General features: G+C 67.0%; 20 protein-coding genes. 7 read left to right on the top strand and 13 right to left on the bottom strand.

Annotated elements, in window-relative coordinates:
* Positions 1-43: 43 nt before the first annotated feature.
* A complete protein-coding gene (locus F7O44_RS30960) occupies positions 44-166 on the top strand; it encodes a hypothetical protein (protein ID WP_281353459.1) in 123 nt (40 codons plus the stop codon).
* Positions 167-293: 127 nt separating this feature from the next.
* On the opposite strand, the gene F7O44_RS06940 is transcribed toward F7O44_RS30960, so the two are convergent.
* Positions 294-722: a CBS domain-containing protein gene (locus tag F7O44_RS06940; RefSeq protein ID WP_162449510.1), complete on the bottom strand. Its 429-nt coding sequence runs from the start codon at positions 720-722 to the stop codon at positions 294-296.
* 171 nt (positions 723-893) lie between these two features.
* Between F7O44_RS06940 and ligD the strand changes: the two genes are divergently transcribed.
* Positions 894-3,341: a DNA ligase D gene (gene ligD, locus F7O44_RS06935; RefSeq protein ID WP_162449509.1), complete on the top strand. Its 2,448-nt coding sequence runs from the start codon at positions 894-896 to the stop codon at positions 3,339-3,341.
* Between the two features lie 121 nt (positions 3,342-3,462).
* Positions 3,463-3,732, top strand: coding sequence for a hypothetical protein (locus tag F7O44_RS06930; protein WP_162449508.1), 270 nt, complete (start codon positions 3,463-3,465; stop codon positions 3,730-3,732).
* Between the two features lie 59 nt (positions 3,733-3,791).
* Here F7O44_RS06930 and F7O44_RS06925 read toward each other — a convergent pair whose 3' ends face one another.
* Positions 3,792-5,030 (bottom strand): deoxyguanosinetriphosphate triphosphohydrolase, encoded by a 1,239-nt coding sequence (locus F7O44_RS06925; RefSeq protein WP_162449507.1) that lies wholly within the window; start codon positions 5,028-5,030, stop codon positions 3,792-3,794.
* A gap of 90 nt (positions 5,031-5,120) precedes the next feature.
* Between F7O44_RS06925 and lhgO the strand changes: the two genes are divergently transcribed.
* Positions 5,121-6,332 (top strand): L-2-hydroxyglutarate oxidase, encoded by a 1,212-nt coding sequence (gene lhgO, locus F7O44_RS06920; RefSeq protein ID WP_162449506.1) that lies wholly within the window; start codon positions 5,121-5,123, stop codon positions 6,330-6,332.
* 65 nt (positions 6,333-6,397) lie between these two features.
* Here lhgO and aceB read toward each other — a convergent pair whose 3' ends face one another.
* Positions 6,398-8,080 (bottom strand): malate synthase A, encoded by a 1,683-nt coding sequence (gene aceB / locus F7O44_RS06915; RefSeq protein ID WP_162449505.1) that lies wholly within the window; start codon positions 8,078-8,080, stop codon positions 6,398-6,400.
* 215 nt (positions 8,081-8,295) lie between these two features.
* The gene (gene aceA / locus F7O44_RS06910; RefSeq protein WP_162449504.1) at positions 8,296-9,669 is read right to left on the bottom strand and encodes an isocitrate lyase; all 1,374 of its coding nucleotides are present in this window, start codon (positions 9,667-9,669) and stop codon (positions 8,296-8,298) included.
* Positions 9,670-9,821: 152 nt separating this feature from the next.
* Between aceA and F7O44_RS06905 the strand changes: the two genes are divergently transcribed.
* Positions 9,822-11,288, top strand: coding sequence for a helix-turn-helix transcriptional regulator (locus F7O44_RS06905; protein ID WP_162449503.1), 1,467 nt, complete (start codon positions 9,822-9,824; stop codon positions 11,286-11,288).
* A gap of 105 nt (positions 11,289-11,393) precedes the next feature.
* On the opposite strand, the gene F7O44_RS06900 is transcribed toward F7O44_RS06905, so the two are convergent.
* From F7O44_RS06900 to dusB, 4 genes are all read right to left on the bottom strand, one after another.
* The gene (locus F7O44_RS06900; RefSeq protein ID WP_162449502.1) at positions 11,394-12,026 is read right to left on the bottom strand and encodes a class F sortase; all 633 of its coding nucleotides are present in this window, start codon (positions 12,024-12,026) and stop codon (positions 11,394-11,396) included.
* Positions 12,019-12,768 carry a hypothetical protein gene (locus F7O44_RS06895; protein ID WP_162449501.1) on the bottom strand — a complete coding sequence of 250 codons (750 nt, stop codon included), beginning with the start codon at positions 12,766-12,768 and terminating at the stop codon, positions 12,019-12,021. Before F7O44_RS06895 ends, F7O44_RS06900 begins: the two co-directional genes overlap by 8 nt.
* Positions 12,769-12,979: 211 nt before the next feature.
* The gene (gene ppdK, locus F7O44_RS06890) at positions 12,980-15,703 is read right to left on the bottom strand and encodes a pyruvate, phosphate dikinase (protein WP_162449500.1); all 2,724 of its coding nucleotides are present in this window, start codon (positions 15,701-15,703) and stop codon (positions 12,980-12,982) included.
* A gap of 528 nt (positions 15,704-16,231) precedes the next feature.
* The gene (gene dusB / locus F7O44_RS06885) at positions 16,232-17,380 is read right to left on the bottom strand and encodes a tRNA dihydrouridine synthase DusB (RefSeq protein WP_162449499.1); all 1,149 of its coding nucleotides are present in this window, start codon (positions 17,378-17,380) and stop codon (positions 16,232-16,234) included.
* A gap of 115 nt (positions 17,381-17,495) precedes the next feature.
* Between dusB and F7O44_RS06880 the strand changes: the two genes are divergently transcribed.
* Positions 17,496-18,398, top strand: coding sequence for an ATP-binding cassette domain-containing protein (locus tag F7O44_RS06880; protein ID WP_162449498.1), 903 nt, complete (start codon positions 17,496-17,498; stop codon positions 18,396-18,398).
* The gene (locus F7O44_RS06875) at positions 18,398-19,201 is read left to right on the top strand and encodes an ABC transporter permease subunit (RefSeq protein WP_162449497.1); all 804 of its coding nucleotides are present in this window, start codon (positions 18,398-18,400) and stop codon (positions 19,199-19,201) included. Before F7O44_RS06880 ends, F7O44_RS06875 begins: the two co-directional genes overlap by 1 nt.
* Here the strand turns inward: F7O44_RS06875 and F7O44_RS06870 are convergent.
* The 5 genes from F7O44_RS06870 to F7O44_RS06850 are packed head-to-tail and all read right to left on the bottom strand — an operon-like array spanning position 19,179 to position 25,490.
* On the bottom strand, positions 19,179-20,117 hold the full coding sequence (locus F7O44_RS06870) for an ROK family protein (RefSeq protein WP_162449496.1): 939 nt from the start codon (positions 20,115-20,117) through the stop codon (positions 19,179-19,181). The two genes, F7O44_RS06875 and F7O44_RS06870, sit on opposite strands and share 23 nt — an antisense overlap.
* Positions 20,114-21,808, bottom strand: coding sequence for a dipeptide ABC transporter ATP-binding protein (locus tag F7O44_RS06865; protein ID WP_162449495.1), 1,695 nt, complete (start codon positions 21,806-21,808; stop codon positions 20,114-20,116). Before F7O44_RS06865 ends, F7O44_RS06870 begins: the two co-directional genes overlap by 4 nt.
* Complete coding sequence (locus tag F7O44_RS06860) at positions 21,805-22,686, bottom strand: ABC transporter permease (protein ID WP_343073851.1); 882 nt, start codon at positions 22,684-22,686, stop codon at positions 21,805-21,807. The genes F7O44_RS06865 and F7O44_RS06860 overlap by 4 nt, the downstream gene beginning before the upstream one ends.
* Positions 22,687-22,694: 8 nt before the next feature.
* The gene (locus F7O44_RS06855; RefSeq protein WP_162449493.1) at positions 22,695-23,648 is read right to left on the bottom strand and encodes an ABC transporter permease; all 954 of its coding nucleotides are present in this window, start codon (positions 23,646-23,648) and stop codon (positions 22,695-22,697) included.
* A 27-nt stretch (positions 23,649-23,675) separates the two neighbouring features.
* On the bottom strand, positions 23,676-25,490 hold the full coding sequence (locus tag F7O44_RS06850; RefSeq protein WP_162449492.1) for a peptide ABC transporter substrate-binding protein: 1,815 nt from the start codon (positions 25,488-25,490) through the stop codon (positions 23,676-23,678).
* Positions 25,491-25,501 lie beyond the last annotated feature (11 nt).

The following is a 25,501-nucleotide window of genomic DNA, read 5'->3' as shown; positions in this document are numbered from 1 at the left end:
ATACCCCCGGCTGAGCCCTTCACACCGGCAATCGGGCGAAACCATGACGAATGACAACAGGGAACTCTCCGTGGTCGAGGCGCTGACAACAGTGCAGCGCACCGGGCCATGCCCGCCGGGTGTTGGCGCGACGGCCCGGCGGGTACTGCCTGTGGGCAGCATCTGACACGGAGGGACACGCACCCAGCCGATGACAGCTGAGGCAACCGGCGATCGGCCTTTCGTCGAACCGGCCGCTGGTAGGGGCACCAGGCCCGGCCGACACCGGCAGAGCGGGCCTAGGGCCAGGCAGCTCAGGAGTTCGGAGCCGTCATACTGATATCGGCCAGCGCGGAACGCCGGTCCTGATCCACAGCAAGGTCGCCGATAGAGACGATCCCGGTCAGTTGCCCACCATCCACGACGGGTAGCCGCCGCATTGCGTGGGTACGCATCAACCGGATCGCTTCGTCGATGTCGGCGTCCGCGTTCACAGTCACCAGTTCACGACTACATATATCGCCAACAGTGGTGTTTCTGGGGTCACCGCCGGCGTCCCCCGCGAGAGCGCGCACCACGATGTCGCGGTCGGTGACCACACCCATCAAGCCTGTCGAATCGGTCACCAGCACGTCACCGATACCCTCGTCACGCATGATCTGCGCCACCTGGCTGATCGGCGCACCGGCCTCGACCGTCGTCGGGCCGCCGGTCATCACCTCACGGATGGTCTTCGCAGCCATGGCACCTCCTCGTCTCGGTCTGTTCAACACCTCTCGCCACCGCTTACCCACTGTCGCAACGGCTAATCGACGCTCACGACATCCTCATACGCAGTGGTCACACGTGCTGGCCGACACTCCGCGAAACGGCTGGACGTACGCCGCACGGCGATTTCGGGTAAGAACTAGAGCATGCCTCCGCCCGAGAAGCTGAGCGAGTACAACCGGAAGCGCTCTTTCGACAAGACCCCCGAGCCACGCGGCGACGACGAACCTGAGCAGGGCGGCAACCGGTTCGTCATCCAGGAGCACCATGCCCGGCGGCTGCATTGGGATCTGCGCCTCGAGCGTGACGGCGTTCTTGTGTCGTGGGCGCTCCCACGCGGGCTGCCAGACGATCCCAAGCAGAACCGGCTGGCGGTTCACACCGAGGACCATCCGCTCGAATACCTCACCTTCGAGGGCGAGATCCCGGCCGGCGAGTACGGCGGCGGCACCATGACAGTGTGGGACCACGGCACGTACGAAGCGGAGAAGTTCAGAGACTCCGAGGTGATCGTCCGTCTACACGGCAAGCGCGCCCGGGGCAAGTTCGCGCTCTTCCCCATCGGCAAGGACGCCGACAGCAAGGACTGGCTGATCCACCGGATGGACCCGCCGGATGCCGGACAGGATCCGTCGCCCGAGGCGATCGAACCGATGAAAGCGACACTGTCCGAGCTTCCTCCCGACGACGAGGCGTGGGGCTACGAGATCAAGTGGGACGGCATCCGCGCGCTGGCCTACAGCGAGCCGGGCAAGCTGCGCCTAGTGAACCGCAACGGCCGCGACGTCACTCAGCAATACCCCGAAATCGGCTCGCTGGTCCGTCATCTCGGCGCGCACCGCGTGGTGCTCGACGGTGAACTGGTCGCTTTCGACGGCAACCGGCCGAGTTTCGAGAAGCTGCAGCCCCGCCTCCAGCTGACTGACGAGGCGGTGATTCGCCAGCGCCGCCGCGAAATACCGGTCACCTACGTGATCTTCGACCTGCTGTATCTGGACGGGCGTTCGTTGATGCGGCTGAGTTACCAAGAGCGCCGTCGTGAGCTCGAAGCACTCGGTTTGGAAGGCGCCAGCTGGCACGTCCCGCCTACTCACCAAGGTGACGGCTCGGTCTTGCTGGAGGCCAGCCGGGCGCAGGGCCTCGAAGGCATCATCGCCAAGCGGCTGACCAGCACGTACCAGCCCGGCCGGCGCAGCCGCGATTGGCTGAAGGTGAAGAACGTGCGACGCCAAGAGGTAGTGATCGGCGGCTGGACCGCTGGCAAAGGTCAACGCAAGAGCGAGCTCGGGGCGCTGCTGACCGGGTACTACGAAGACGACGGCACAACGCTGCGTTATGCCGGCAAGGTCGGCACCGGCTTCAACGCCAAGACCTTGCGGATGCTCCGGGAGCGGCTGGAACCGCTGCGGCGCGCGGACAGCCCGTTCACCGGCCGGCAGCCGCAGACGAAGGACACCGTCTTCGTCGAGCCGCAACTCGTCTGCGAGGTCGGCTTCGCCGAATGGACCGACTCCGGGACCATGCGGCACCCCACCTACCGCGGACTTCGGGACGACAAGCCCGCCACCGAAGTGGTGCGGGAGCTTCCCGAACCCGCTCCCGACAAGGCGGACGACTCCGCCGCCGAGGAATCCGCCGACGCCGCCCCATCCCATACCGCGGACGAGGCCCCGGAGGAACTGACCGAGGGACAGGTCGACATCGAGGGCCGCAGGCTGAAGCTGTCCAATCTCGGCAAGGTGCTCTACCCGAAGACCGGGACGACGAAGGGCGAGGTCATCGAGTACTACCGCGCGCTCGCCCCGGCCCTGATCCCGCATCTGGACGGGCGCCCGCTGACCATGAAGCGCTACCCCAACGGCGTCGACAGCGAGTTCTTCTACGAGAAACAGGCTCCGCAGGGGCATCCGGACTGGATCACCACCGCGCCGATCTGGAGTGAGAGCAACCAGCGCACCGTGAACTACGTCGTCATCGACAGCTTGCCGACGCTCATGTGGGCAGCCAACCTGGCCGATCTGGAGATGCACACGATGCTCGCGCGTGCCGACGACGTCGAGCGGCCCACCATGATCGTGTTCGACCTCGACCCCGGCGAAGGCGCCGGCCTGACCGAATGCTCCCGAGTCGCGCTCTGGATCCGCGACCTGCTCGGGCACGTCGGTCTCGAAGCACTCGTGAAGTCGTCCGGCTCGAAGGGCCTGCACCTCGCCGTGCCGCTCAACACCACCGTGACGTATGACGAGACCAAACCGTTCGCCCACGCCGTGGCCCAGCTCGTCGAACAGCAGCATCCCGACACCGTGATCTCACGCATGACCAAGGCGCGACGACGCGGGAAGGTGTTCGTCGACTGGAGCCAGAACAGCCGGCACAAGACCACGGTGGCGCCATTCTCGCTACGCGCAGGTGAGAATCCGACGGTATCCACGCCGCTCGCCTGGGACGAGGTGTCGGCGGTTGCCGACGGCTCCGCCGAGCCCGGCACGCTCCTGCTGGATGCCGTTCAGGTCCTGGAACGGCTGGATGAGCGCGCGGAGTTGTTCCAGCCGCTCCTCGACCGTGTGCAGGAGCTGCCCGACCTCGGAATTTGACCCGCATCTCCTCGGTGAACCGGGGTCCGGCGCCCGGGACAACCTTCAGCAATCGCCGCCCACCAGCGCATTTGCGCCAAATCCCGTCATGTAGCGCAGTGGCGTCGTACGCTTGTACGTGTTGTATCTCCGGTTCGGGGTATCGGTACACCTCGCAACGCTGGACCTCGACACGCACAGCGCAACGCCCAGCAAGCGCATCGACGGGGAGGCGAATGTCATGGCCGGCAAGTACAAGGGCAGGCACGTCGCAGGTAACACTGACCGCTCGGCTGCGGAATCGGCCGAGGAAAGGCCCGACGAACTGTTCGAGGCCGAGGCAAAGGGCCACCGCACCGCGAGCGGAGTGAAACGCGAGGCAGAGGAGCTCAAAGACAAGTCCCGGCGCTGAGCCCCGTCAATAGCCACCCGGGCTACCGCCCAGGTACGGGGACGGGCCGGCTACACCGATCAGGACGCCGGCGTCGAGTGCAGGCGTGCATGCAGCAAATACGCCGACGCATCGGTCAACGACGCCACCTGATCCACCACGACGCGTAGTCGTGCGTCGTCGTCGGGTGCGTTGTTCCAATCCACCCGATAGGTGGGTTCGAGCGCATCGGGCGCCCGATCCAGCATCTGCTCGACCAGCTCTTCCACCAGGGAGCGTTGGTCGCCGTAGGTCTCGGCTCGGTCGCGAGCCGTCATCACATAGGTCGCGGCTAGCCCTTTCAGGATGTTCACCTCGAGATGTGTGGTGCGAGGCACACATAGGTCGGCGGCATATCTGGTCAGCCGTCCGCCGCCGTAGGCCTCATGGGTCGCATGCTGGGCATGCTCGGCAAACCGCCCGATGAACTGGCTCGTCATGTCTTTCAGCGCGGCCAGTGCCGAGCGCCGGCCGTCGTAGCTGTCCACCCAAAAAGCCATCGCCCGGATCTGATCCAGCGTCTCGAGTATCTCGTCGAGTTCGGCGTCAGGCAGGTACCACGCCTGGGTCAGCTCGGCGAACCGCCGGCGCTCCCCCGGATCGTCGAGGACACGTGCCGGTTCGAGTCGGCCCCCCACAATCGCGTCCTCGACGTCGTGGACGCTGTAGGCCACGTCGTCGGCGAAATCCATGACCTGCGCCTCGAGGCATCGCCGCTCGTCGGGCGCCCCGGCACGCAACCACAAGAAGACCTCGGCGTCATCCTCATAGACACCGAACTTCTTCGGGTGGGCCTGGCTGCGCGGCCACGGATACTTGGTAGCGGCGTCCAGGCTGGCCCGGGTGAGGTTCAGGCCCGCGGAACGTCCGTCGGGGTGCACCGCTTTCGCTTCCAGCCTGGTCAGCAGGCGAAGCGTCTGGGCGTTTCCTTCGAATCCGCCGATCCGGGCCGCGATGTGATTGAGCGCGGCCTCGCCATTGTGACCGAAGGGCGGATGGCCGATGTCGTGAGCCAGGCACGCGGCGTCGACGATGTCGGGATCGCACCCGAGTGCCTTGCCGAGTTCCCGTCCCACCTGAGCTACTTCGAGCGAGTGGGTCAGCCGGTTGCGCACAAAGTCGTCGCTGCCGGGAGAGACCACCTGGGTCTTGGCTGCCAGCCGCCGCAATGAGGCAGAGTGCAGCACCCGCGCCCGATCGCGCTCGAAATCAGTGCGCGACGACCGCTTTTCCGGCTCGATCGCCCACCGTTCCCGGTCGGACTCCATGTACCCGTCCATCGAGCCTGAGAGTACCCAGTACGCGGGCGGACAGCACGCATGGGTTCCCGTTCCGGCCCCGGACGCCGGCGTCGCACTAGTGTCTCTGACATGACTTCCCCCGGGGGCTTCGCCGTCGTCGGCGCCGGCATCATCGGCTCCGCGGTCGCCCGCGCGTTGACCCAGGCCAACGCTCACGCAAGTGTGACCGTCCTGGAGAAGGAACCCGAGCCGGCCAGGCACCAGAGCGGGCACAACAGCGGAGTGGTGCACGCCGGTCTCTACTACACCCCCGGCTCGGCGAAGGCTCGGCTCGCGCGACGTGGCATCCGGCTCCTCCGGGAGTTCTGCCAGCAGCACGGCCTCGCCTACGTCGAATGCGGCAAGATCCTGGTGGCCTTGGACGAACGGGACCGCCACCGCCTGGACGACATCGTTGAGCGGGCCCAGGCCAACGGCGTGCCTGGGGTCCGGTTGCTCGGCCCGGCCGGGTTGCGTGCGGTCGAGCCACATGTACGCGGCATCGCCGGGCTGCACTCGCCTACCACGGCCATCGTCGACTTCCGTGCGATCACCGAGGCCATGCTCGCCGATGCTGCGGCCGATGGCGCCGAGATCCGCACCGGGGTGCAGGTGACTGGCTTCGAGCAGTCGGCTACGGGAGTGCGTGTCAACGGCCGGACCGGGGAGTCGGCCGAGCATCTCGGCACCTTCGACCAAGTGATCATCTGCGCCGGCCTGCACGCGGATCGGCTCGCGCGGCTGGCCGGGGACAGCGAGTTCCCCCGGATCGTACCGTTCCGCGGTGAGTTCGGCGCTCTGCGGCCAAACTTGAAACATCTCGTCAACGGCCTGGTCTATCCGGTGCCGGATCCCCGGTTTCCGTTCCTGGGTGTTCACTTGACCAAACGCGTCGACGGGAACGTGCTGGTGGGTCCGAACGCAGTGCTTGCGCTGGCTCGCGAGGGCTACCGCAAACGCGACGTCGACCTCCGTGAGCTCCGGCAGCTGGCCGGCTGGCCGGGGTTCCGGCGGTTCGCGCGACGTCACTGGCAGACCGGCCTGCGGGAGGTCCACGGTTCGGTGAGCCGCGGAGCGCTGGCCCGTGCGGCGCGTCGTTACATCCCGGAGCTATCAGTCGGCGACGTCGTGCCCGCTCCGGCTGGGATCCGCGCCCAGGCGATGGACGCCGACGGAACCCTCGTTGACGATCTCCGGATCAGCCGGCAGGGCCGGATTCTCTGCGTGCGCAATGCGCCGTCGCCGGCCGCTACCGCCTCGCTGGCCATCGCCGAGGACATCCTCGCCTCCCTCACCCGATGATCATTGGCACTTGACCACCGGATGCGGGGGTGAAAAGCCAATGATCACCGGGAGTTGGGGGCGCGTCAGACGTAGTACGCGTAGGCGGGGACCGTCAGGAACGTCGGGTAGTCGGGACCGAGCGCGACGTGCTCGAACAGCTCACGCGCCTGCTCCACCCGGGCCGCCCGCGCGGCGTCGTCGCCCACTTCGTCGCGCAACCGCTCCGTCTCCTGGGCCACCACATCCGCGACCAGCTGGTGGGTGATCAGCGTGCCGTCTTCGATGGCCGCCTCGGAGTCGATCCATTGCCAGATCTGCGAGCGGGATATCTCGGCAGTGGCTGCGTCCTCCATCAAACCGAAGATCCCCACCGCGCCGCGGCCGCCCAGCCATGCCTCGAGGTACCGGAGCGCCACCGCGACGTTGGTACGCAGCCCTTCCTCGGTGATCCGCCCGGGCGTGGCCTCGATCCGGAGCAGATCGGCGGCCCGGACCTGGACGTCGTCGCGCTGGCGTTCGATCTGGTGCGGGCGCTCCCCCAGGACCTCGTCGAACACCTCCCGCACGGTGTCGACCATACCGGGGTGCGCCACCCATGAACCGTCGAAACCGTCCCAGGCCTCGCGGCGCTTGTCGTCCCTGACCTTCTCGAAGACCTCAGCGTTGACCTCGGGATCCTTCGACGGGATGAAGGCCGACATACCGCCGATGGCGTGCGCGCCGCGGCGGTGGCATGTGCGCACGAGCAGTTCGGTGTAGGCGCGCATGAACGGCACCGTCATGGTCACCTGTGCGCGGTCCGGCAGCACGAACCGCCCACCCCGGGTCCGGAAGTTCTTGATCAGGCTGAAGATATAGTCCCATCGCCCGGCGTTGAGCCCGGCCGAATGCTCACGCAACTCGAACAGGATCTCCTCCATCTCGAACGCCGCCGTGATCGTCTCGATCAGCACGGTGGCCCGGACGGTGCCGCGCGGCATCCCCAGGGCATCTTGCGCGAACTCGAAGACGTCGTTCCAGAGCCGCGCTTCGAGATGATTCTCGAGCTTGGGCAGGTAGAAGTACGGACCCACACCGCGGCGCACAAGCTCATGGGCGTTGTGAAAGAAGTACAGCCCGAAATCGACCAGCGCGGCTGCCACCGGCTCCCGGTCGATCTTCAGGTGCTTCTCCGTCAGATGCCAGCCCCGTGGCCGGACGATGATCGTCGGGGTGGTCTCGCCGAGTTCGTATCGTTTGCCTTCCGGGCTGGTGTAGTCGATGGTGCGCCGGATCGCGTCGTACAGGTTCGCCTGACCACCCACGACGTTGTCGAAATGCGGCGTGTTGGCATCCTCGAAATCAGCGAGCCAGACCTTCGCTCCGGAGTTCATCGCGTTGATGGTCATCTTGCGGTCGGTCGGGCCGGTGATCTCGACCCGCCGGTCTTCCAGACCCGGGGCCGGAGGCGCCACCCGCCACGACGGTTCCTCCCTGACCGGGCGGGTCTCGGCCAGGAAGTCGAGGTCTTGTCCACCCGCGATACGTTCCCGGCAGAGCTGGCGCTGACGCAGGAGGTCTCCGCGCCGCCCGGAGAACCTGACGTGCAACGCCGCCAGGAAGTCCAGCGCCTCGGGCGTGAGGATCTCGTCCTGACGCGCAACGTCCGGCCCAGTGAGCTCGACGCGCGGAAGCTGAGCCTGCTGCCCCTCGGCACGCAGGTGTGGCGCCGTACGGGCGGTGTCTCGCTGCCTGGGGGCGCTCTCGGTGATCAGTTCAGTGGTCATATCGTCGTCCTCTCATCTCGTCGTCGTCTCATCTCGTCGTCGTCTCATCTCGTCGTCGTCCGTCCATCGTTCTTGCTCCCCCTGCCCCGGTGATCGTGAGCGGAAACGCGCCCTGACAATCGGTGATCGTGAGCGGAATCTGGTCGCCATAGCGACCGCGAAGCGCTCACGATCACCGGAGTGCGGGGCGAAATCCTGCTCACGATCACCGCGGATCAGCGGAACTGCTCTTCCTCGGTCGAACCCCGCAACGCGACGGTCTCGCCCTCCGGATTCAGGGCGGTGGCCACCAGGTCGAAGTAGCCGGTACCCACCTCGCGCTGGTGTTTGGCTCCGGTGTAGCCGCGCCGCTCGGCGGCGAACTCCTGCTCCTGCAACTCGACGTAGGCCGTCATACCCGACGACGCGTAACGCTGCGCGAGGTCGAACATTCCGTAGTTGAGCTGGTGGAATCCCGCCAGCGTGATGAACTGGAACTTGTAGCCCATCGCCGCCAGCTCGCGCTGGAATCCGGCGATGGCGTCGTCGTCCAGATGCGCTTTCCAGTTGAACGACGGCGAGCAGTTGTACGCCAGCATCTTGCCCGGATGCTGCTCATGGACGGCCTCCGCCACCTGCCGGGCCAGTTCGAGGTCCGGGGTACCCGTCTCAACCCAGATCAGATCGGCGTACGGGGCGTAGGCGAGCGAGCGGGCGACCACGGGGCCGACGCCAGGCGTCACCCGGTAGAAACCCTCGGCACTGCGCTCACCGGTGAGGAATTGCTGATCGACCGGGTCGACATCGCTGGTGATCAGTTTCGCCGCAAGGGAGTCGGTCCGGGCGACGACGACGGTGGGCACCCCCGCGACATCCGCAGCCAGCCGGGCCGCATTCAGCGTGCGCACATGCTGCGCCGTCGGAACCAGCACCTTGCCCCCGAGGTGACCGCACTTCTTCTCCGAAGCCAGCTGGTCCTCGTAATGAATGCCCGCCGCGCCAGCCGAGATCAGCGCCTTGGCCAGTTCGAACGCATTCAACGGTCCACCGAATCCGGCCTCTGCGTCGGCGACGATCGGCGCCAGCCAGTCGAACCCCGGATCGGTCCCTTCGGAGAACGTGATCTCGTCGGCGCGAAGGAGGGCGTTGTTGATCCGCCGGACGACCGTGGGCACCGAGTTGACCGGATACAGGCTCTGGTCGGGGTACGTCTGGCCCGCCGTATTGCCGTCGGCGGCCACCTGCCAGCCGGACAGATAGATCGCCTCGAGCCCTCCGCGCACCATCTGCACGGCCTGATTTCCGGTGATGGCGCCGAGCGCACGCACATAGTCGCGAGACGTCAACAACTCCCACAGCCGTTCGGCACCACGCCGGGCCAGGGTGAACTCTTCCCGGACCGTGCCGCGGAGACGGACCACGTCCTCCGCGGTATAGGCGCGGCTCACGCCCTGCCAGCGCGGGTCTTCGGCCCATGCGCGCTCCAGCTCGGCGGCTTCGGTGGCGATCCGCTCCGGCGCCGTCGGCCCGGTTCCGCTCCCCGCGCCGGCCTGGGCGTCTCGACTCTCGCGTGTCGCCTCGTCGCGTTGATCCTCGAGTGCAACCGTCATGCCTGTGCTCCTTGCTCCCAGCCGCACGCCAGCTTCTCGCCGGCTACGGCTTGCTGTTGAAGAATGTCATTGGCAACACTGTGAACCCCACCAGGAAGGCCTTTCCAGGGTTATAGTGAGTGAATTCTTTGATTTCTTCACCAGGGAGAAAGATGCCGCTTTCCGATCACGACGACCTCGACCTCGTCACATTGGGCCAGCGGATCCGGCATGCTCGCCGGGCCAAGGGATTGACTCTGGGCGCCTTGGCCGCGACCGTCGACCGCGCGCCCTCTCTGCTCTCGCAGATCGAAAACGGCAAGCGCGAACCGCGCCTGGCCCTGCTCCAGTCGCTGGCCGTGGCTCTCGGGGTCGAGGTAGCGGAGCTGATCAAGCCCGAGGCTCCCTCGCACCGCGCGGCCCTAGAGATCGCCCTAGTGCGCGCCCAGAACAGCCCGCTGTACGCCGGCCTCGGCCTGCCGCACGTGAATGCCAGCAGCAAGATGCCGACCGAAGCCCTCGAAGCGCTGGTCGGCCTCCATGCTGAACTGGAACGACGCGCCATCGAGCAAGCCGCTACGCCGGAAGAAGCCCGCCGGGCGAACGCGGAGCTGCGTCAGCACATGCGTGACCGCGACAACTACTTCACCGAACTCGAGAAAACAGCGGCCGGGTTCTCAGCCACCATCGGGCACACGGCCGGCCCGCTCACCGAGCGCGCCATCAACGATCTCACCGCACATCTCGGTTTCACCCTGCACCGCACGGCAGACCTGCCACGTGCCACCCGCTCCATCACCGACCTGCGCAACCGCCGCATCTACCTTCCGCTGCCGAGCCACGCCAGCCATGATCCGCGCACCATCGTGCTGCAGGCCCTCGGCCACTTCGCTCTGGATCACCAGGAGCCGGTGAACTATGCCGACTTCTTACGCCAGCGTGTCGAAGCGAACTATTTCGCCGCGGCACTGCTGATGCCCGAATCCGCCGCCGTCGACTTCCTCCAGCGGGCCAAGGCGGCCAAGGCCTTGGCTATCGAGGATCTGAGAGACACCTTCGCGGTGTCCTACGAAACCGCGGCGCACCGTTTCACCAACCTCGCCACCCACCATCTGGGGATCCCGGTGCATTTCATGCGCGTCGGCGAGGACGGCATCATCTACAAGGCGTACGAGAACGACGACGTCACGTTTCCCACCGATGTCACCGGCGCCATCGAGGGTCAGCTGGTCTGCCGCTACTGGGCCGCACGCGCCGTATTCGCCTCGCCCGAGCGTTACGCCTCGCATTACCAGTACACCGACATGGGCCGCGGCACGTACTGGTGCACCACCCACGTCGAGCGCACGTCGGACGGCGACTTCGCCATCGATGTGGGCGTGCCGTATGCCCACGTCAAGTGGTTCCAGGGGCGAGAGACCACGAATCGGGTCACCTCCACGTGCCCAGACCCGACGTGCTGCCGCCGCCCCCCGGCCGGCCTGGCCGAGCGGTGGGCGGACCACTCCTGGCCCAGCGCGCGCGTTCACTCTCATCTGCTGGCCGCGCTCCCTCCAGGGACCTTCCCCGGGGTCGACGACACCGACGTCTACGCCTTCCTGGATCGCCACTCGGCGACCGCCTCCACCCAGGGCCCCTGATCGGTGATCGTGAGCGGATTACTGCTCCACATAAGGGACATATCGCCCTGAAGGTCGGCCGATGGGAGCAGAAATCCGCTCACGATCACCGGGCGAAGGTGCAGGTCAGATGGGATCGGCCAGGAGGACGACGGAGATCTCATCGCCGTCATCGTCCCAGCCGCCCGACGTGATGACCACCAACCGAGGTGGACCGTCCTGATCGAACAGTTCATCGGCCCGCTCCGCGAGCTCGCCCGACGTCAGCTCGAACACCTCGGTGACGCGATACGTCAGCGACGCTGAACCGGTCACCATGATGAGGTCACCATCGCTCATCGACGGAACGGCCGTGAATACCGCATCCTCCGGTTCTCCGGCATGACCCACCACCAGCACGGCGCCCACGTCGTCGCCCGGTGCGGCGCCTTGTCCCCACCAGCCCGCGACCAGAGGGTCGTCCGGCGGCGTGAGAACCCGATTGTCGTCGCTGACCGACTCCACCATCGGCGCATGGACACCGAACCGCGGAATCCGCAGGTGATACGGCGCATCCCCTCCTGGCCTCGTGCCCCCGGGCGTCGTGGCGTTCTCCCCGGAATCGGCGTCGCGATGCGCCGTCGGCGACGAACCGTCCGACGCGATCATGACGCTCACCGCCCACACGGCACCGACGACGAGGATTCCCGCGGCGACGAGCAGCGTGTACACCGTCGGCGCCGGACGCTCCCGCCGATGCCGGGGCAGCCACCTAGGCATGGCGGTGCCGGCGCCACATGAACAGCGCTATCCCTCCAGCTGTCATCCCTCCGGCACCGAGCACGATCAGCACGCTGTTCGTCGATGTGCCAATAGCTGACGGCGGTCCGGCGAGCGGGATCGTCGTGGGTACGGGCACCTGGGTCTGCGTCGCGTCCGGCGGAACACTCGGCTCCGGCGATCGGTCCGTGCCCGGCGGGTCCGAGGGCTCGCCGGTGGGTTCCGGGGTGCCGGTCAGCTCGGGCGTCCGGGTGGAGTCCGGCTGCTCTGTCGGGTCGTCCGTAGCGGTCGGGGTGGTAGTCGGGGTATCGGTGGGCTGCGCTGTGTTCGTCGGAGTGGGTATGCGCGGCGTCCTGGTCGGGCTGGGCGTAGGAGTCGGCTCGTCGGCACGCAGGCCACAGGCGAACCAGTCGCTGATCGCCGGGGCCTGCCCACCGCGATTCGGCGGAGCCGACATGCCCGAGTACGGACCACCGACGTACAGCTTCCACTGTCCGCCGCCTCTCACGCCCACCGCAGCGAGGACGTAGGAGCTGTCGGTCACGCTGACACTCAACGTCTTCGAGTCGGCGGACAGGGTGCCGTGAACCGCATCGGTGATGTCGACGGCTCCGGCGTCCGCGCAACCGAGCCCGGCGGCCTGCTGAACCGGCAAAACCAGCAGGGCGACGAGCGCGGCAACGATCGCACCTACCCGCCCAGCACCGCGCATCGTGCCCCCGACGTCAGCGGAATTCTCCATAAATCCGCCCGAAATCTACCAGAGGGCATGGTCTTCCACTAGTAAGGGGAAGCCAGACCCGGTGATCGTCAGTACGTTGTGGTTGCGACGTCACGACCACAACGTACTGACGATCACCTCACCACAGCCAGAACCCACTGACGATCACCGCTGCCGGCGGCAGTGCCGGTGGTACTGCGGGCGGCTGTGGCCGCAGGTGGCGGCGGGGCGCTCAGGCGGACGAGCCGCCGCGGCTGCTCGCACCGGTCCCGTTCGGGTGCGTGGCGCCCGCCCGGGCCCGGCCGGCTTCGAGGCGCGCCACCGGCACCCGGAACGGCGAACAAGAGACATAATCCAGCAAGATCGACTCGAAGAAGTGGATCGACTCGGGATCGCCGCCGTGCTCGCCGCATACGCCGATCTTCAGGTCGGGCCGCTGCTCCTTGCCCTCCCACGCCGCGATGGACACCAGCCTGCCGACCCCCTCGGCATCGATCGACTCGAACGGGCTGACCCCGAAGATCCCCTTCTCCAGGTACGCCGGGAAGAAGGTCGCCTCCACGTCGTCGCGGGAGAAACCCCACGTCGTCTGCGTGAGGTCGTTGGTCCCGAAGGAGAAGAACTCGGCGGCCTCGGCGATCTGGTGCGCGGTCATGGCCGCCCTGGGCAGTTCGATCATCGTGCCGATGGGAATCGACAGCTCCACTCCCTCGGCACGGGCGACGTCGGCGACGGTCCGCTCCGCCATCTCCCGTACGGCCTCGAGCTCCTGTACGGCCGCGACCAACGGCACCATGATCTCCGGGCGAGGATCGCGGCCTTGCCCCCGCAATTCGGCCGCCGCTTCCGCTATCGCACGCACTTGCAGGGCGAACAGCTCCGGGATGACCAGTCCGAGCCGGACGCCGCGCATCCCGAGCATTGGGTTGGTCTCGTCGAGCCGTTGCACTTCAGCGAGCAGTTCGGCCGCCTCGGCATCCGGCTTGCCGGTGGCTTCCCCAACAGCCACCCGAACCGCGAGGTCGGTGAGGTCTGGCAGAAACTCGTGCAGCGGCGGATCCAGCAACCGGATGGTGACCGGCAACCCGTCCATCGCCTCGAGGATCTCCGAGAAGTCAGTACGCTGCAACGGACGCAGCTCTTCCAGCGCGGCGTGGCGCTGCTCGGCGGTGCGAGCCAGGATCAGCCGCTCGACGATCTTCCGGCGCGGGCCCAGGAACATGTGCTCGGTACGGCACAGCCCGATCCCGGCAGCACCGAGCTGGCGGGCGCGGCGGGCGTCCTCGGGCGTGTCCGCATTGGCCCGGACCCCAAGCCGCCGTCGTTGGTCAGCGTGGTTCATCAGCCGCAGCACGGCACCGACCACGTCGTCGTCATGAGCCTCGCTCTCGCCGTTGCCATGCAGGGCGTCGACAACAGCCGACGGAACCACCGGCACGGCTCCGAGAAAGACCTCACCCGTGCTGCCGTCGATCGAGATCACGTGGCCTTCGACGACGCGGGTCCCGTCCGGCGTGGAGAACGAGCGCTGCCCGTGGTCGACGCGCAAAGCATCTACGCCGACGACACAGGTGCGCCCCATGCCACGCGCCACGACAGCGGCGTGACTGGTCTTGCCGCCCCGCGATGTGAGCACGCCCCGCGAGGCCACCATGCCGCGCAGGTCGTCCGGGTTGGTCTCGCGGCGGACAAGGATGACGTCTTCGCCCGCATCTGCCCAGGCCACGGCGGTGGCAGAGTCGAACGCGACCTTCCCCACCGCCGCCCCAGGGCTCGCCCCCATGCCGGTGGCTACCAGTTCTCTCGGCGCCGACGCGTCGAACTGGGGGAACATCAGCTGGGCCAGCTGCGCGCCGCTCACCCGCGACAGCGCTTCATCCTCGTCGATCAGGCCCTCGTCGACCAGCTGCGCGGCGATCCGGAAGGCCGCGGCCGCCGTACGTTTGCCCACCCGAGTCTGCAGCATCCAGAGCTTGCCGCGTTCAATGGTGAACTCGATGTCGCACAGGTCGAGGTAATGGCGTTCGAGGGTCTCCATGATGCCGAGCAGTTGCCGGTACGACGCCGCATCGAGTCGTTCGAGGTCAGCCAATGACAACGTGTTACGGATACCTGCCACGACGTCCTCACCCTGCGCATTGGGTAGGTAATCGCCGTAGACACCCTGCGCGCCGGTGGCCGGATCACGGGTGAACGCAACACCGGTGCCCGAGTCCGGGCCGAGGTTGCCGAAGACCATCGCGCAGACATTCACCGCCGTGCCCAGGTCATCCGGGATGCGTTCCTGTCGGCGGTAGATCCGGGCACGTTCGGTGTTCCAGGAATCGAACACCGCGCGGATGGCCAAATCCAGCTGCTGTCGTGGATCTTGAGGGAACTCCCGTCCGGATTCGACGAGGACGATGTCCTTGTACTCCTCCACCAGCACCTTCAGGTCCGAGGCATCCAGATCCACGTCGGCGTCGACATCACGGATCTTCTTGCGGGCCTCCAGGCGCTCGTCGAAGCTCTCGCCATCGATGCCCAGCACGGTCCTACCGAACATCTGAATCAGCCGCCGATACGAATCCCAGGCGAAGCGCTCGTCGCCCGAACGTGCGGCCAGGCCGATGACGGATATGTCGGTGAGGCCGACGTTGAGAACTGTCTCCATCATCCCGGGCATCGAGAACTTGGCACCCGAGCGAACCGATACCAGCAGCGGATCCTCCGGGTCGCCGAGCCGCTTCCCGATGTTCTCTTGCAATGCGGCGAGGTGAGCGCCGACTTCCGCGGCGAGGCTCTCCGGCTCGGTGCCGGTCTCGAGGTAGTGCCGGCAGGCGGCGGTGGTGATGGTGAACCCCGGCGGCACCGGCAGTCCCAGCTTGGTCATCTCGGCGAGGTTGGCGCCCTTGCCACCGAGAAGGTCCTTTTCGTCTTTGCTTCCTTGTGAGAAGTCGAATACGTACTGCTGCACGGGCCGGCCCTCCAGTCGTGACTGCGGTCGGATCTGGCGTACATCGACGCTGAGTACGGATAAGAGGTCGAAATGACCACTATGTTGCGCGGAGCATAACCGGAGGTCAGCTTCCGACTGGAGTGCCGATTAGGCCATTGTTAGACCAAATGGTCGGCGGCTGTTTTCACTGACTGGATCTTGAAGGCTCTGACCGTGCCGAACGCGAAAAACGAGGGTCTTACACACGTGATCCACGGCACAGAATCAGGTACGTACCTGTCAGTACCAATGTCACTGACAGGCATTCCAGCATGCGGTCATGTTCGCGTTCACAATCGCCAGCCACGAATGCGGGCGGCCGTGATCGTGAGGCGATTCCTGCCCACAAGCCACGTGATCATGAGCGGCTTCGCGTCGCTATGGCGGCAGAATCACGATCACGGAGGGGAGGGCATGATCTTGCTCATGATCACCACGAGGTGGGGAGGAGCGAGGCCGCGGGCGGGGCGGGCTTGCAGGTGCCGGGCGAATGCCCTCAGCTAAAGCTCAGCCGCCCGAGATACCGATCTCGGCCGCGGAGACGTCGTCGTCCACGCCGTCGGTGTCTTCCAGCCAGCCGGCCGGCAATGTCACTTTGCGTGGACTGCCCTGCCGTCCACGCGCGAGGCCGATCTCACTGACCGGAAAAGGCTGGTCCGGATCCAGCCCGGCCAGGAGGTCGTCGAGGTGTGCCAGGGTGTCGATCATGCCCAGCGCCGCACGGATCTCGCCACCCACCACGAAACCTTTGAGATACCAGGACATGTGCTTGCGCATGTCGCGCAGGCCACGGTCCTCACCCATCAACTGGGCCAGCAACTCCGCGTGCCGCCGGATCATGCTGGCCACTTCGCCCAGGGTGGGCAGCGGCGGCGCCGGGCGTCCGGTCAGCACCGCGGCGAGGTCGCGGAACAGCCACGGCCTGCCCAGGCATCCGCGCCCCACGACGACGCCGTCCGCACCGGTCTGATCCATCATGCGCACCGCGTCGGTCGCTTCCCAGATGTCGCCGTTACCCAGCACGGGGATGCCCACGTGCTGTTTCAGCCGCGCGATGGCGTCCCAGTCGGCCGACCCCGAGTAGTGCTGTGCCGCCGTGCGCCCGTGCAGGGCGATCGCGGCACAGCCGGCGTCTTCGGCAATCCGGCCGGCGTCGAGGTAGGTCAAGTGGTCGTCGTCAATACCCTTTCGCGTCTTCATGGTGACCGGGATGCCGTAGGGCTCGGCCGAGCCGACCGCCGCCCGGAGGATCCGGTCGAGCAGGCCACGCTTGTAGGGCAGTACCGCTCCTCCGCCCTTGCGCGTCACCTTGGGCACCGGGCAGCCGAAGTTGAGGTCGACGTGCGCCACGCCGTAGTCGCCGGCCAGGATCTTCACCGCCTCGCCCACGTAATGCGGGTCGACGCCGTACAACTGCACGGAGCGCACCGCCTCGGCATCGGCGAAGACGAGCATGCCGAGGCTCTTCTCGTCGCGCTCCACGATCCCCCGCGAGGTGATCATCTCGCAGACATAGAGGCCGGCGCCTTGCTCGGCGCAGAGCTGCCGGAACGCCGCGTTGGTCACACCGGCCATCGGCGCGAGAACCACTGGTGGATCGATGCTCAGGGCACCGAGGCTTAGCGCCTGTGCGGGTGTACTTGTCAGCTCGGTCATCGGCGCCCATTATCCCTGGTGCATGGACCGCTCCGAAAATCTCTGAGCTGCCAGTGCTCACGAGAGTGGCAAATACGGCATTGTGGGTACCGCGATCATGACGAGAGGAGCTCATGTGCCCGAGAGAACCTTGGTCTCTGTCGACGGGCTGACCAAGCGGTTCGGAAACCTGACTGCGGTCAAGGACCTGAACCTGCAGGTGAGCGCCGGTGAGATTTACGGGCTGCTGGGCCCCAACGGGGCCGGCAAGACCACCACCATCAGAGCCCTGCTGGGCTTCATCAATCCGACCGAGGGACGGGTGGGAGTGCTCGGCGGACATGCTCGCGAACTCGACATTCGCAGCCGGGTGGGTTACGTCGGCGGCGATGTCACCCTCGACCGCGGGCTTCGGGTGCGTAACCTGCTCACGTGGTACGCCAAGCTGCGCGGCGGACCGGCGTGGCCGACCATCCAGGATCTATGTGACCGGCTGAGTCTCGATCCGTCGCGCAAGATCGGCCAGCTCTCCACCGGAAACCGGCGCAAGGTGGCGATCGTGCAGGCGTTCATGCACGATCCGGACGTGCTGATCCTCGATGAGCCGACCGCAGGTCTCGATCCACTGCTGCAGCGAGACGTGCTCTCGCTGGTCCGGGCCCGAAGAGATGCCGGCGCAAGCGTCCTCTACTCCTCACACACGCTTCCCGAGGTCGAAGACATCGCCGATCGCATCGGCATTCTCCGGCGTGGCGTGCTGGTCCACGAGGACACTATCTTCAATCTCCGCGACGTCGCCAGGCAGCGGCTGGAGCTTCGGTTCGCTGACGACGTTCCGGCCGGCCTGCTCGACGACGTCGAAGGCGTATCCGAAGTCGTCATCGACGGCGGGACCGCGCGAGTGGTGGTCGACGGCAGCGTCGCTGCTCTTGTCGATCGGGTGGCCGGGCACCGGGTCGAGCGGATCGTCAGCCATGACGACGATCTCGAAGACGTCTTCTTCGAGTACTACCGTGACGGCGAGAAGGAGAACACCTGATGGCTCGAGGCGCCATTCTCGGCCAGATGTTGCGCGAGCGCCGCCGAGGCACGCTGTTCTGGTCGCTGGCCGTCGCCGCGCTCGCGGCGATCACCGCCGCAAGCTATCCCGCGGTCAAGGATGCCGGCGCGGGCTTCGACGAGTTCATGGAATCCCTGCCGGAAGGCGTCACCCAGATGATGGGCGCCGCCGACGGCATCACCACCCCGGCGGGATATCTGAACAGCCAGTTCTTCTCCAACATCTTCCCGATCCTGTTGCTGGTGTTCAGTATCGGGGTTGCCTCCTGGAGCATCGCCGGTGCCGAGCGCGAGGGGACCCTCGAGGCGCTGCTGGCCAATCCGGTGCACCGGTGGCGGGTCGCCCTCGAACGCTTCGCCGGAACCGGCATCCTGCTGGCGCTGCTGACGTTCGTCGGGACGGCGGTGCTGGTGGCGCTACGTTCGCCGTTCGAGCTCGACGACCTCGGCGTCGGGAATCTGGCTGCCACCGGCGTCGCGACCTTCCTCATGGCGCTGCTGTTCGCTTCGGTGACCTTCGCCGCCGGGGCCGCCACCGGAAGCAAGGCGGCGGCGATCGCCGCTGGCGCCGGACTCGCCACGATCACCTACGTCATCTTCGGGCTCTCCGGTTTTGTCGATCTCTTCGGGAGCATCAGCTGGATGTCGCCGTGGGACTGGTTCCTTCAGCCGTCGCCGCTCACGGAAGGATGGACGCTGCAGGCGATCGGAGCACCGTTCCTGGTCATCGTTCCGGTGATCGCCGTCGGAGTGGTGGCTTTCACCCGGCGCGACCTGAAGTGACGGGGAGCGCAAAACGGCATCGCGCCAGGGCCGCTGCCCCGATCGCCGCGGCGTCTCCGCCGAGCTCGCCCCGGCGGATGGTGATGGTCGCCCCACCCACCGGTTCCGCCTGCGCAAGGGCGCTCCGCACGTGGACGCCCAGCACGTCCCACGCCTGGGCCACACCACCTCCGACGACGACGTCGTGTACATCCAGGATGCCGGCCACCATCAGCGCCGCCTGTGCCACACCCTGCCCCGCCTCGGCGAGCGTCCGGGTCGCGGCCGGATCACCACCGCGGGCGAGCCCGGCGACGTCTGCCGCGTCCACATCGACGCCGGTGTGTTGCCGGTAGCGCCGGGCGATCGCACGCCCGGACGCCAGCGTCTCGAGGTGACCGCGCTGCCCGCAGGTGCACATCTCATCACCGAAACCGGGCACATGACCGATCTCGCCGGCGCCGCCGAGCCGGCCCCGGAACAGCTGGCCGTCGAGGACGATCGCGCCGCCTACGCCAGTGCCGAGACTGATCCCCATGACGTCGCGTAGTCCGCGAGCCGCGCCCCCGCTGCGTTCGCCGTACAGGAAAGCGTTGACGTCGTTCTCCAGCACGACCGGCACGTCGAGTTCCGCCCGCAGAACGTCGACGACGTTGGTACCCGCCCAGCCACTGAACGAATCGCTGGCCGCCACGATCCGGCCCCCGGCGTGATCGACGACACCCGCGGTCCCGATGCCCACCGCGGCTACCGGCCCGCGGGCGCGAACCAGCTCCCGGACACCCTCCACCACCGTGGTGAGCATCGCATCGGCGCCGTCGAGGGCCGGCGTCGGGCGGGTGAGCCCGGCCCGCACAGTCAGATCCTCGCAGGTCAGCACGAACCGGGTCTTGGTGCCACCGAGATCGACTCCGACCACCTGTGCGACAGCCGTCATGCGGCCGGAGCCCGGTGTGCGGCCAGCCACGCCTGGCGCCGATCCTGCTGCTCCACCGGGTCGGGAACGGGCGCGGCGGTGAGCAAACGATGTGTGTACGGATCACGCGGCGCCGTCAGCACCCGGCGGGTCGGCCCCTGCTCGACGATCCGGCCCGCGTACATGACCGCGACCCGGTGCGTCAGAGAGTCGACGACGGCCAGGTCGTGGCTGATGAACAGGCAACCGAACGCGTAGCGCTCTTGCAGCTCGGCAAGTACCGCGAGCACGCTGGCTTGCACTGACACGTCAAGCGCGCTGGTCGGCTCGTCGGCGATGAGCAGTTCCGGGTCCAGCGCCAAGGCCCGAGCCAAGCTGACCCGCTGCCGTTGCCCGCCGGAGAGTTCATGCGGGTACCTTGCGGCTGTCGATGCCGGCAGGTGCACACTCTCGAGCAACTCGGCCACCCGGGCGGCTCGCTCACGGCGCCGGTGCGTGTGGTGGACCACCATGGGCTCGGCGATGCTGTCACCGACGGACATCCGCGGATCGAGCGATGCCGCCGGATCCTGCAGGATCACGCCGAGCCGGCGCCGGGCGGCGCGCGCGGCGCGGCCGCGGAACGACGCCGGGTCAGCACCGAACAGCCGCACCGTTCCGGCCGACGGGCGGACCAGTCCGAGTGCGCAGCGACCGATCGTGGACTTCCCGGAGCCGGACTCACCGACCAGTCCGACGAACTCACCGGCGTGGATCCGCAGGTCTACCCCGTCGACGGCGGTGAACCGTTTCCCGCGGGCACCGAACTCCACCACCACCTGGTCGAGACGCAACGCAGGTGTCTCCACCCTGTCCGGCTTGGGATGACCGTCGTCGGATTGTTCGCCCCGGCTCGAGGGAACATCCACCTCGAGCCGGGGCAGCACTGGTACCGCGCCCAGCAGGGACCGGGTGTACTCGTGTGCGGGCTCGAGCAGCACCGACCGCGCCGTCCCCGTCTCCACGAGGTCGCCGCGATACATGACCGCCACCCGGTCGGCGATATCGGCGACGACGCCCATGTTGTGGGTGACCATGAGTATCGCCACGCCGTGGTCTCGTCGCAGATCTCGGAGCAGCTCGAGCACGCCGGCCTGCACGGTCACGTCGAGCGCGGTGGTCGGCTCATCGGCCACTATCACGTCGGGATTGCAGGCCAGCGCCATCGCGATCATGACCCGCTGCCGCTGCCCGCCGGACAGTTCGTGGGGGAAGTAGGCGGCCCGGCGCTCCGGTTCTGGAATGTCCACTTGCCGCAGCAGCTCGACCGCGCGGGTGGCGGCGGCATCCCGGGACAACTCCGTGTGGTTGGTCAGCACCTCGGCGACCTGCCGCCCTACCCGCACGAGCGGGTTCAGCGCGGTCATCGGCTCCTGGAACACCATGGATGCCTCGTCGCCGCGCAGCCGGCGCAACTGCTCACCGCGTAGGTCGAGGACGTTACGCCCGTTGAGCTCCACGGTTCCCCGGACCCGCGCCGAGGCCGGCAGGAGGCCGAGTGCTGCCAGCGAGGTCACGGTCTTGCCTGAACCAGACTCGCCCACCAACGCCAGAACCTCTCCCGGGAACAGGTCCAGGTCGAGCCCGCGGACCGCCTCGACGTCGCCCTGCTCGGTTGGAAACGTCACGCCGAACGAGCGATACCGCAGTACCGGCGTCGTCGTCTCGCTCATCGGTTCTTCCCCCTGACCTCGAACATGTCCCGCAGGCCGTCACCGATGAAGTTGAACGACGCGACGACGAGCACGATCAGCAGCCCCGCCGGCACGATCAGCCACCACGCTCCCGAGTACGCGTAGGTGACGCCCTTCGACAGCATCGCGCCCCAGTCGGTCGCCGGCGCCTGCACACCCATGCCGAGGAAGCTGACGTAAGCGACCAGCAAGATCGCGTCGGCCACCTGGAACGTCGCGTTGACCATCATCGTGCCGACCGTGTTCGGCACGATGTGCCGGACGATGGCCCGGCGATGGCTGCCTCCGATGGCCCGCAGCGTCAGCACATAGTCGCGGCTCTTCAGCGACATCGCCTCCGCGCGCACCAGCCGAGCCGGAACCAGCCAGGACACCAGGCCCAGCACGACGATCATCATCGGCACGCTCGGCGAGTAGATGGCGGAGGCGACCAGCAGCAGGAACAGCGCCGGAATCGCGATGCCAGCATCGACCACCCGCATCATCACCGCGTCCAGCCGGCCGCCGACGTATCCGGCCACCGCGCCCCAGGCGGTGCCGATGACGGTCGCGAGCAACCCCGCCGCCAGGCCGATGATCAGAGATGTCTGCCCGCCCACCATCAGCCGGCCCAGCACGTCGTAACCGACGTCGTCCGTGCCGAGCAGGTGTCCGTCGGTGCCCGGGCGAAGATTCGCGTTGGCGAGGTCGGTATGCACCTGCTCGGTCTGGTAGACCAGCGGGCCGACGAAACTGAACAGGAGCAGCAAGCCGACGACAACAAGGCCGGCCACAGCCAGCCGATTGCGCGCGAAGCGCCGGAATGCCCGGCCGCCTCGAGGCGGCGGCGCCTGGTGGCCCGTTTCGAGGCCGGTCATCGTCGCCGTCATAGCGCCACGCTCCTCACCCGCGGATCCAGCAGCGCCTGGCCGATATCAGCCAGCAAAGACCCGACGACGGTCGCGACGGCGATGACCAGAACCACCCCGAGCAACACCGGGAAGTCCGACGTCTGCGCCGCGTTCCAGAACAAGAAGCCGACGCCTGGATAGTTGAACATCGACTCCACCACCAAGCTGCCACCGAACATCACCGGCACGAAGTAGCCCAGCATCGTGATGACCGGCACCAGCGAGTTTCGGGTCACGTGCCGGAACAGCACCGCCCGCTCCCCGGTGCCCTTGGCGCGGGCCGTGCGCACGTAGTCCTCGGCCAAGTTGTCCAGGGTCGCCGAGCGCATGTACCGGCTGAACGCGGCGATGGTTGCCAGCGCGCCGGTCACGATGGGCAGCACCAGGCCCCGTGGTTCACTGAGAATGGCTCCCAGTGAATCCCCCTGCGGGGCCTGGGCTGGGAACAGGGGTATCACCTGGGCGAACAGCATGATCAGGATCAGCCCGAGAAAGAACACGGGCGTCGAATACACGACGATCGCCAGCGCGGTAGCCGCGTAATCGAACGCGCTGTTGCGCCGTGCTGCCTGCCAGATGCCCAGCGGGATCGCGATGACCAGCGCCAGCAACGTGGACACCACGGTCAGGACAAGCGTCTTGGGCAGCCGGGCCGCCAGGAGATCGGACACCTGTGCGTTCAGGGTGTACGACGTTCCCAGGTCACCGCTGAGCAGCCGGCCCAGGTAATGCCAGTACTGCGTCCAGACCGGCTGATCGAGCCCCTGAGTGCGGTTGAACGCCGCGATCTGCTCGGGCGTGGCCTGCTGTCCCAGAACGCCGCGCGCGGGCCCACCTGGCAGCGCGTGCAGCAGGACGAACACGATCACCGTGACGATCACGATGACGATGACGGCCTGAAGCACGCGCCGCACGAGATAGCGAGTCATTCGCCGTGATTCCCTCGAGCCCGGGTGTCAGTCTGCCCAGGACCAGCGCTGCGGCAGGAACACCGCCAGCGGGTCCTGTCCGGTGCCTTCGAGGCCTTCCCGGAAGGCCGAGACCTGATAGGCCGGCGACGGCAGCCACGCCACTGGCAGGTCAAGCGCTAGCGCCTCGCTGTATTGGCGCATCGCGTCGGAATCGTCACCGGTCAAAGTGGCCTCGATGAGCTCGTCGACCTCCGGGTTCGAGTAGTTGCCGAAGTTGGCCGTCGCGCCTTCGCCGAACAGCCGCTCACCGGTCGGATAGGCCGGGAAGTACCAGCTGCCCTGGGTGCCGAAGAACGAGAGCTGCCACGAACAGGCTTCCTCGTCCGGCTCACACGGAACGCTCTGCCCGAGCACCTGATTGAGCGGCTCGGAGGTGATGTTCAAGTCGATACCGGACTTCGCCAGCGACGACTTGATCTCCGACATCATGTTGTCGGTTTCGGTGGAGCCACTCTGCGACAGCACAGTCATCTCGAACTTCGTGCCGGCATCGATGCCTTCACCGCATTCGCCGGCCCCGGTTCCGGCGTTCTCGCACACCGCGAATCCGTCACTGCCGACCTCCCAGCCGTTGCTGGTCAGAAGCTCGACAGCCGTCTCGGTGTCAAACGGGTAAGGGTTCGACTGCTGTGTCTCGGAGAGGAAGTCCGACGGCGGACTCTGCGGGACGGGGCCGTAGGTCGGCTGCGCCGTGTCGTGCCAGATGACGCCGGCGATGCTCTCCTGGTCGATCGAGTGCTGGATCGCCTGCCGGGCGTAGAGCTGCTGGAATACCGCGCCCATGTCGGGGTTGTTGAAGTTGTACGGCAAGTAGGTGATCGACCATCCGGCCCAAGGCTCGACGACGTAGCCGCGGCCTTCGAATTCAGGCTGCTGGTCGAGCGCGGAGGCGGGCAGATACCCGTAGTCGAGCTCTCCGGCTCGCAGCGCGTTGAGTTGCGCGTCGGCGCTGGTGAACGGCTGTAGTGTCACCGTCTGGATCTGCGCGGGGTCATTGCCGTCGTAGTTCTCGTTGGCCTCCAGCGTGACCTGGCCGGTGGAGGTCCATTCGGCGATGGTGTACGGCCCGTTCACGACGCTCCACAGTGGATTGGTCGCGTATGTGTCGGTCTGCTCGGCCTGGCCGACGAGATAGTCCCAGACCTCTTCGGCACCTTCGGGTGTGCGGTCGTGATCGCCGATGGCGCCGTCGTCGCTGGTCTTGTTCCATGCGTGCGCCGGGATGGCGGTCAGGTTGATCAGCTGGTTGTAGAGCAGCCAGTCCTGGTTGTAGAGGTCGTCGAACGTGATCTCGAACGTCGTGTCGTCGATGTTCTCCCAGGCCTCGATGTTGTCCGGGATCCGGCCGGCGGCGTAGCCACCCCACGCCTGCTTGTTGGCGTCGACCAGGTTGTACCAGAATTCCACGTCGCGGGAGCTCACGGGCTCGCCGTCACTCCACGACACGTCGTTCAGCGAGATCGTCACGGCCCGGCCGTCGTCGGAGAACTCCACGGCCGAGGCCAGGCTTCCCCGGTGATCCCACTCGACCTCCCCGTCGGCGCCGTGCACGTTGACCACCGGTGTCCACACCGCACGCCGGATGGCGGCATTGTGGGTGGCCATGTACTCCGGCAGCGCCATCGGAAGAATCCAGTTCGGCGTCGCGTTGGGCGGCAGCGCGTAGGTCATGCTGTCCCTGCCCGGCGAATCGCTGCTCTGAGTCTCCTCGCCGCTCCCGCATGCGGCCAGGGCGAGCGACATCGAGAGCACACCGGCGGCAAGCAGCCGTGGGCTGCGGCCGCGTGGTGGTTGAAGCATCGGCACTCCTT

The sequence above is a fragment of the Phytoactinopolyspora mesophila genome, from assembly GCF_010122465.1.
GTDB lineage: Bacteria > Actinomycetota > Actinomycetes > Jiangellales > Jiangellaceae > Phytoactinopolyspora > Phytoactinopolyspora mesophila.
The sequence above is the reverse complement of the archived record's forward strand: the minus strand, read 5'-3'. Positions and strand labels throughout refer to the sequence as shown.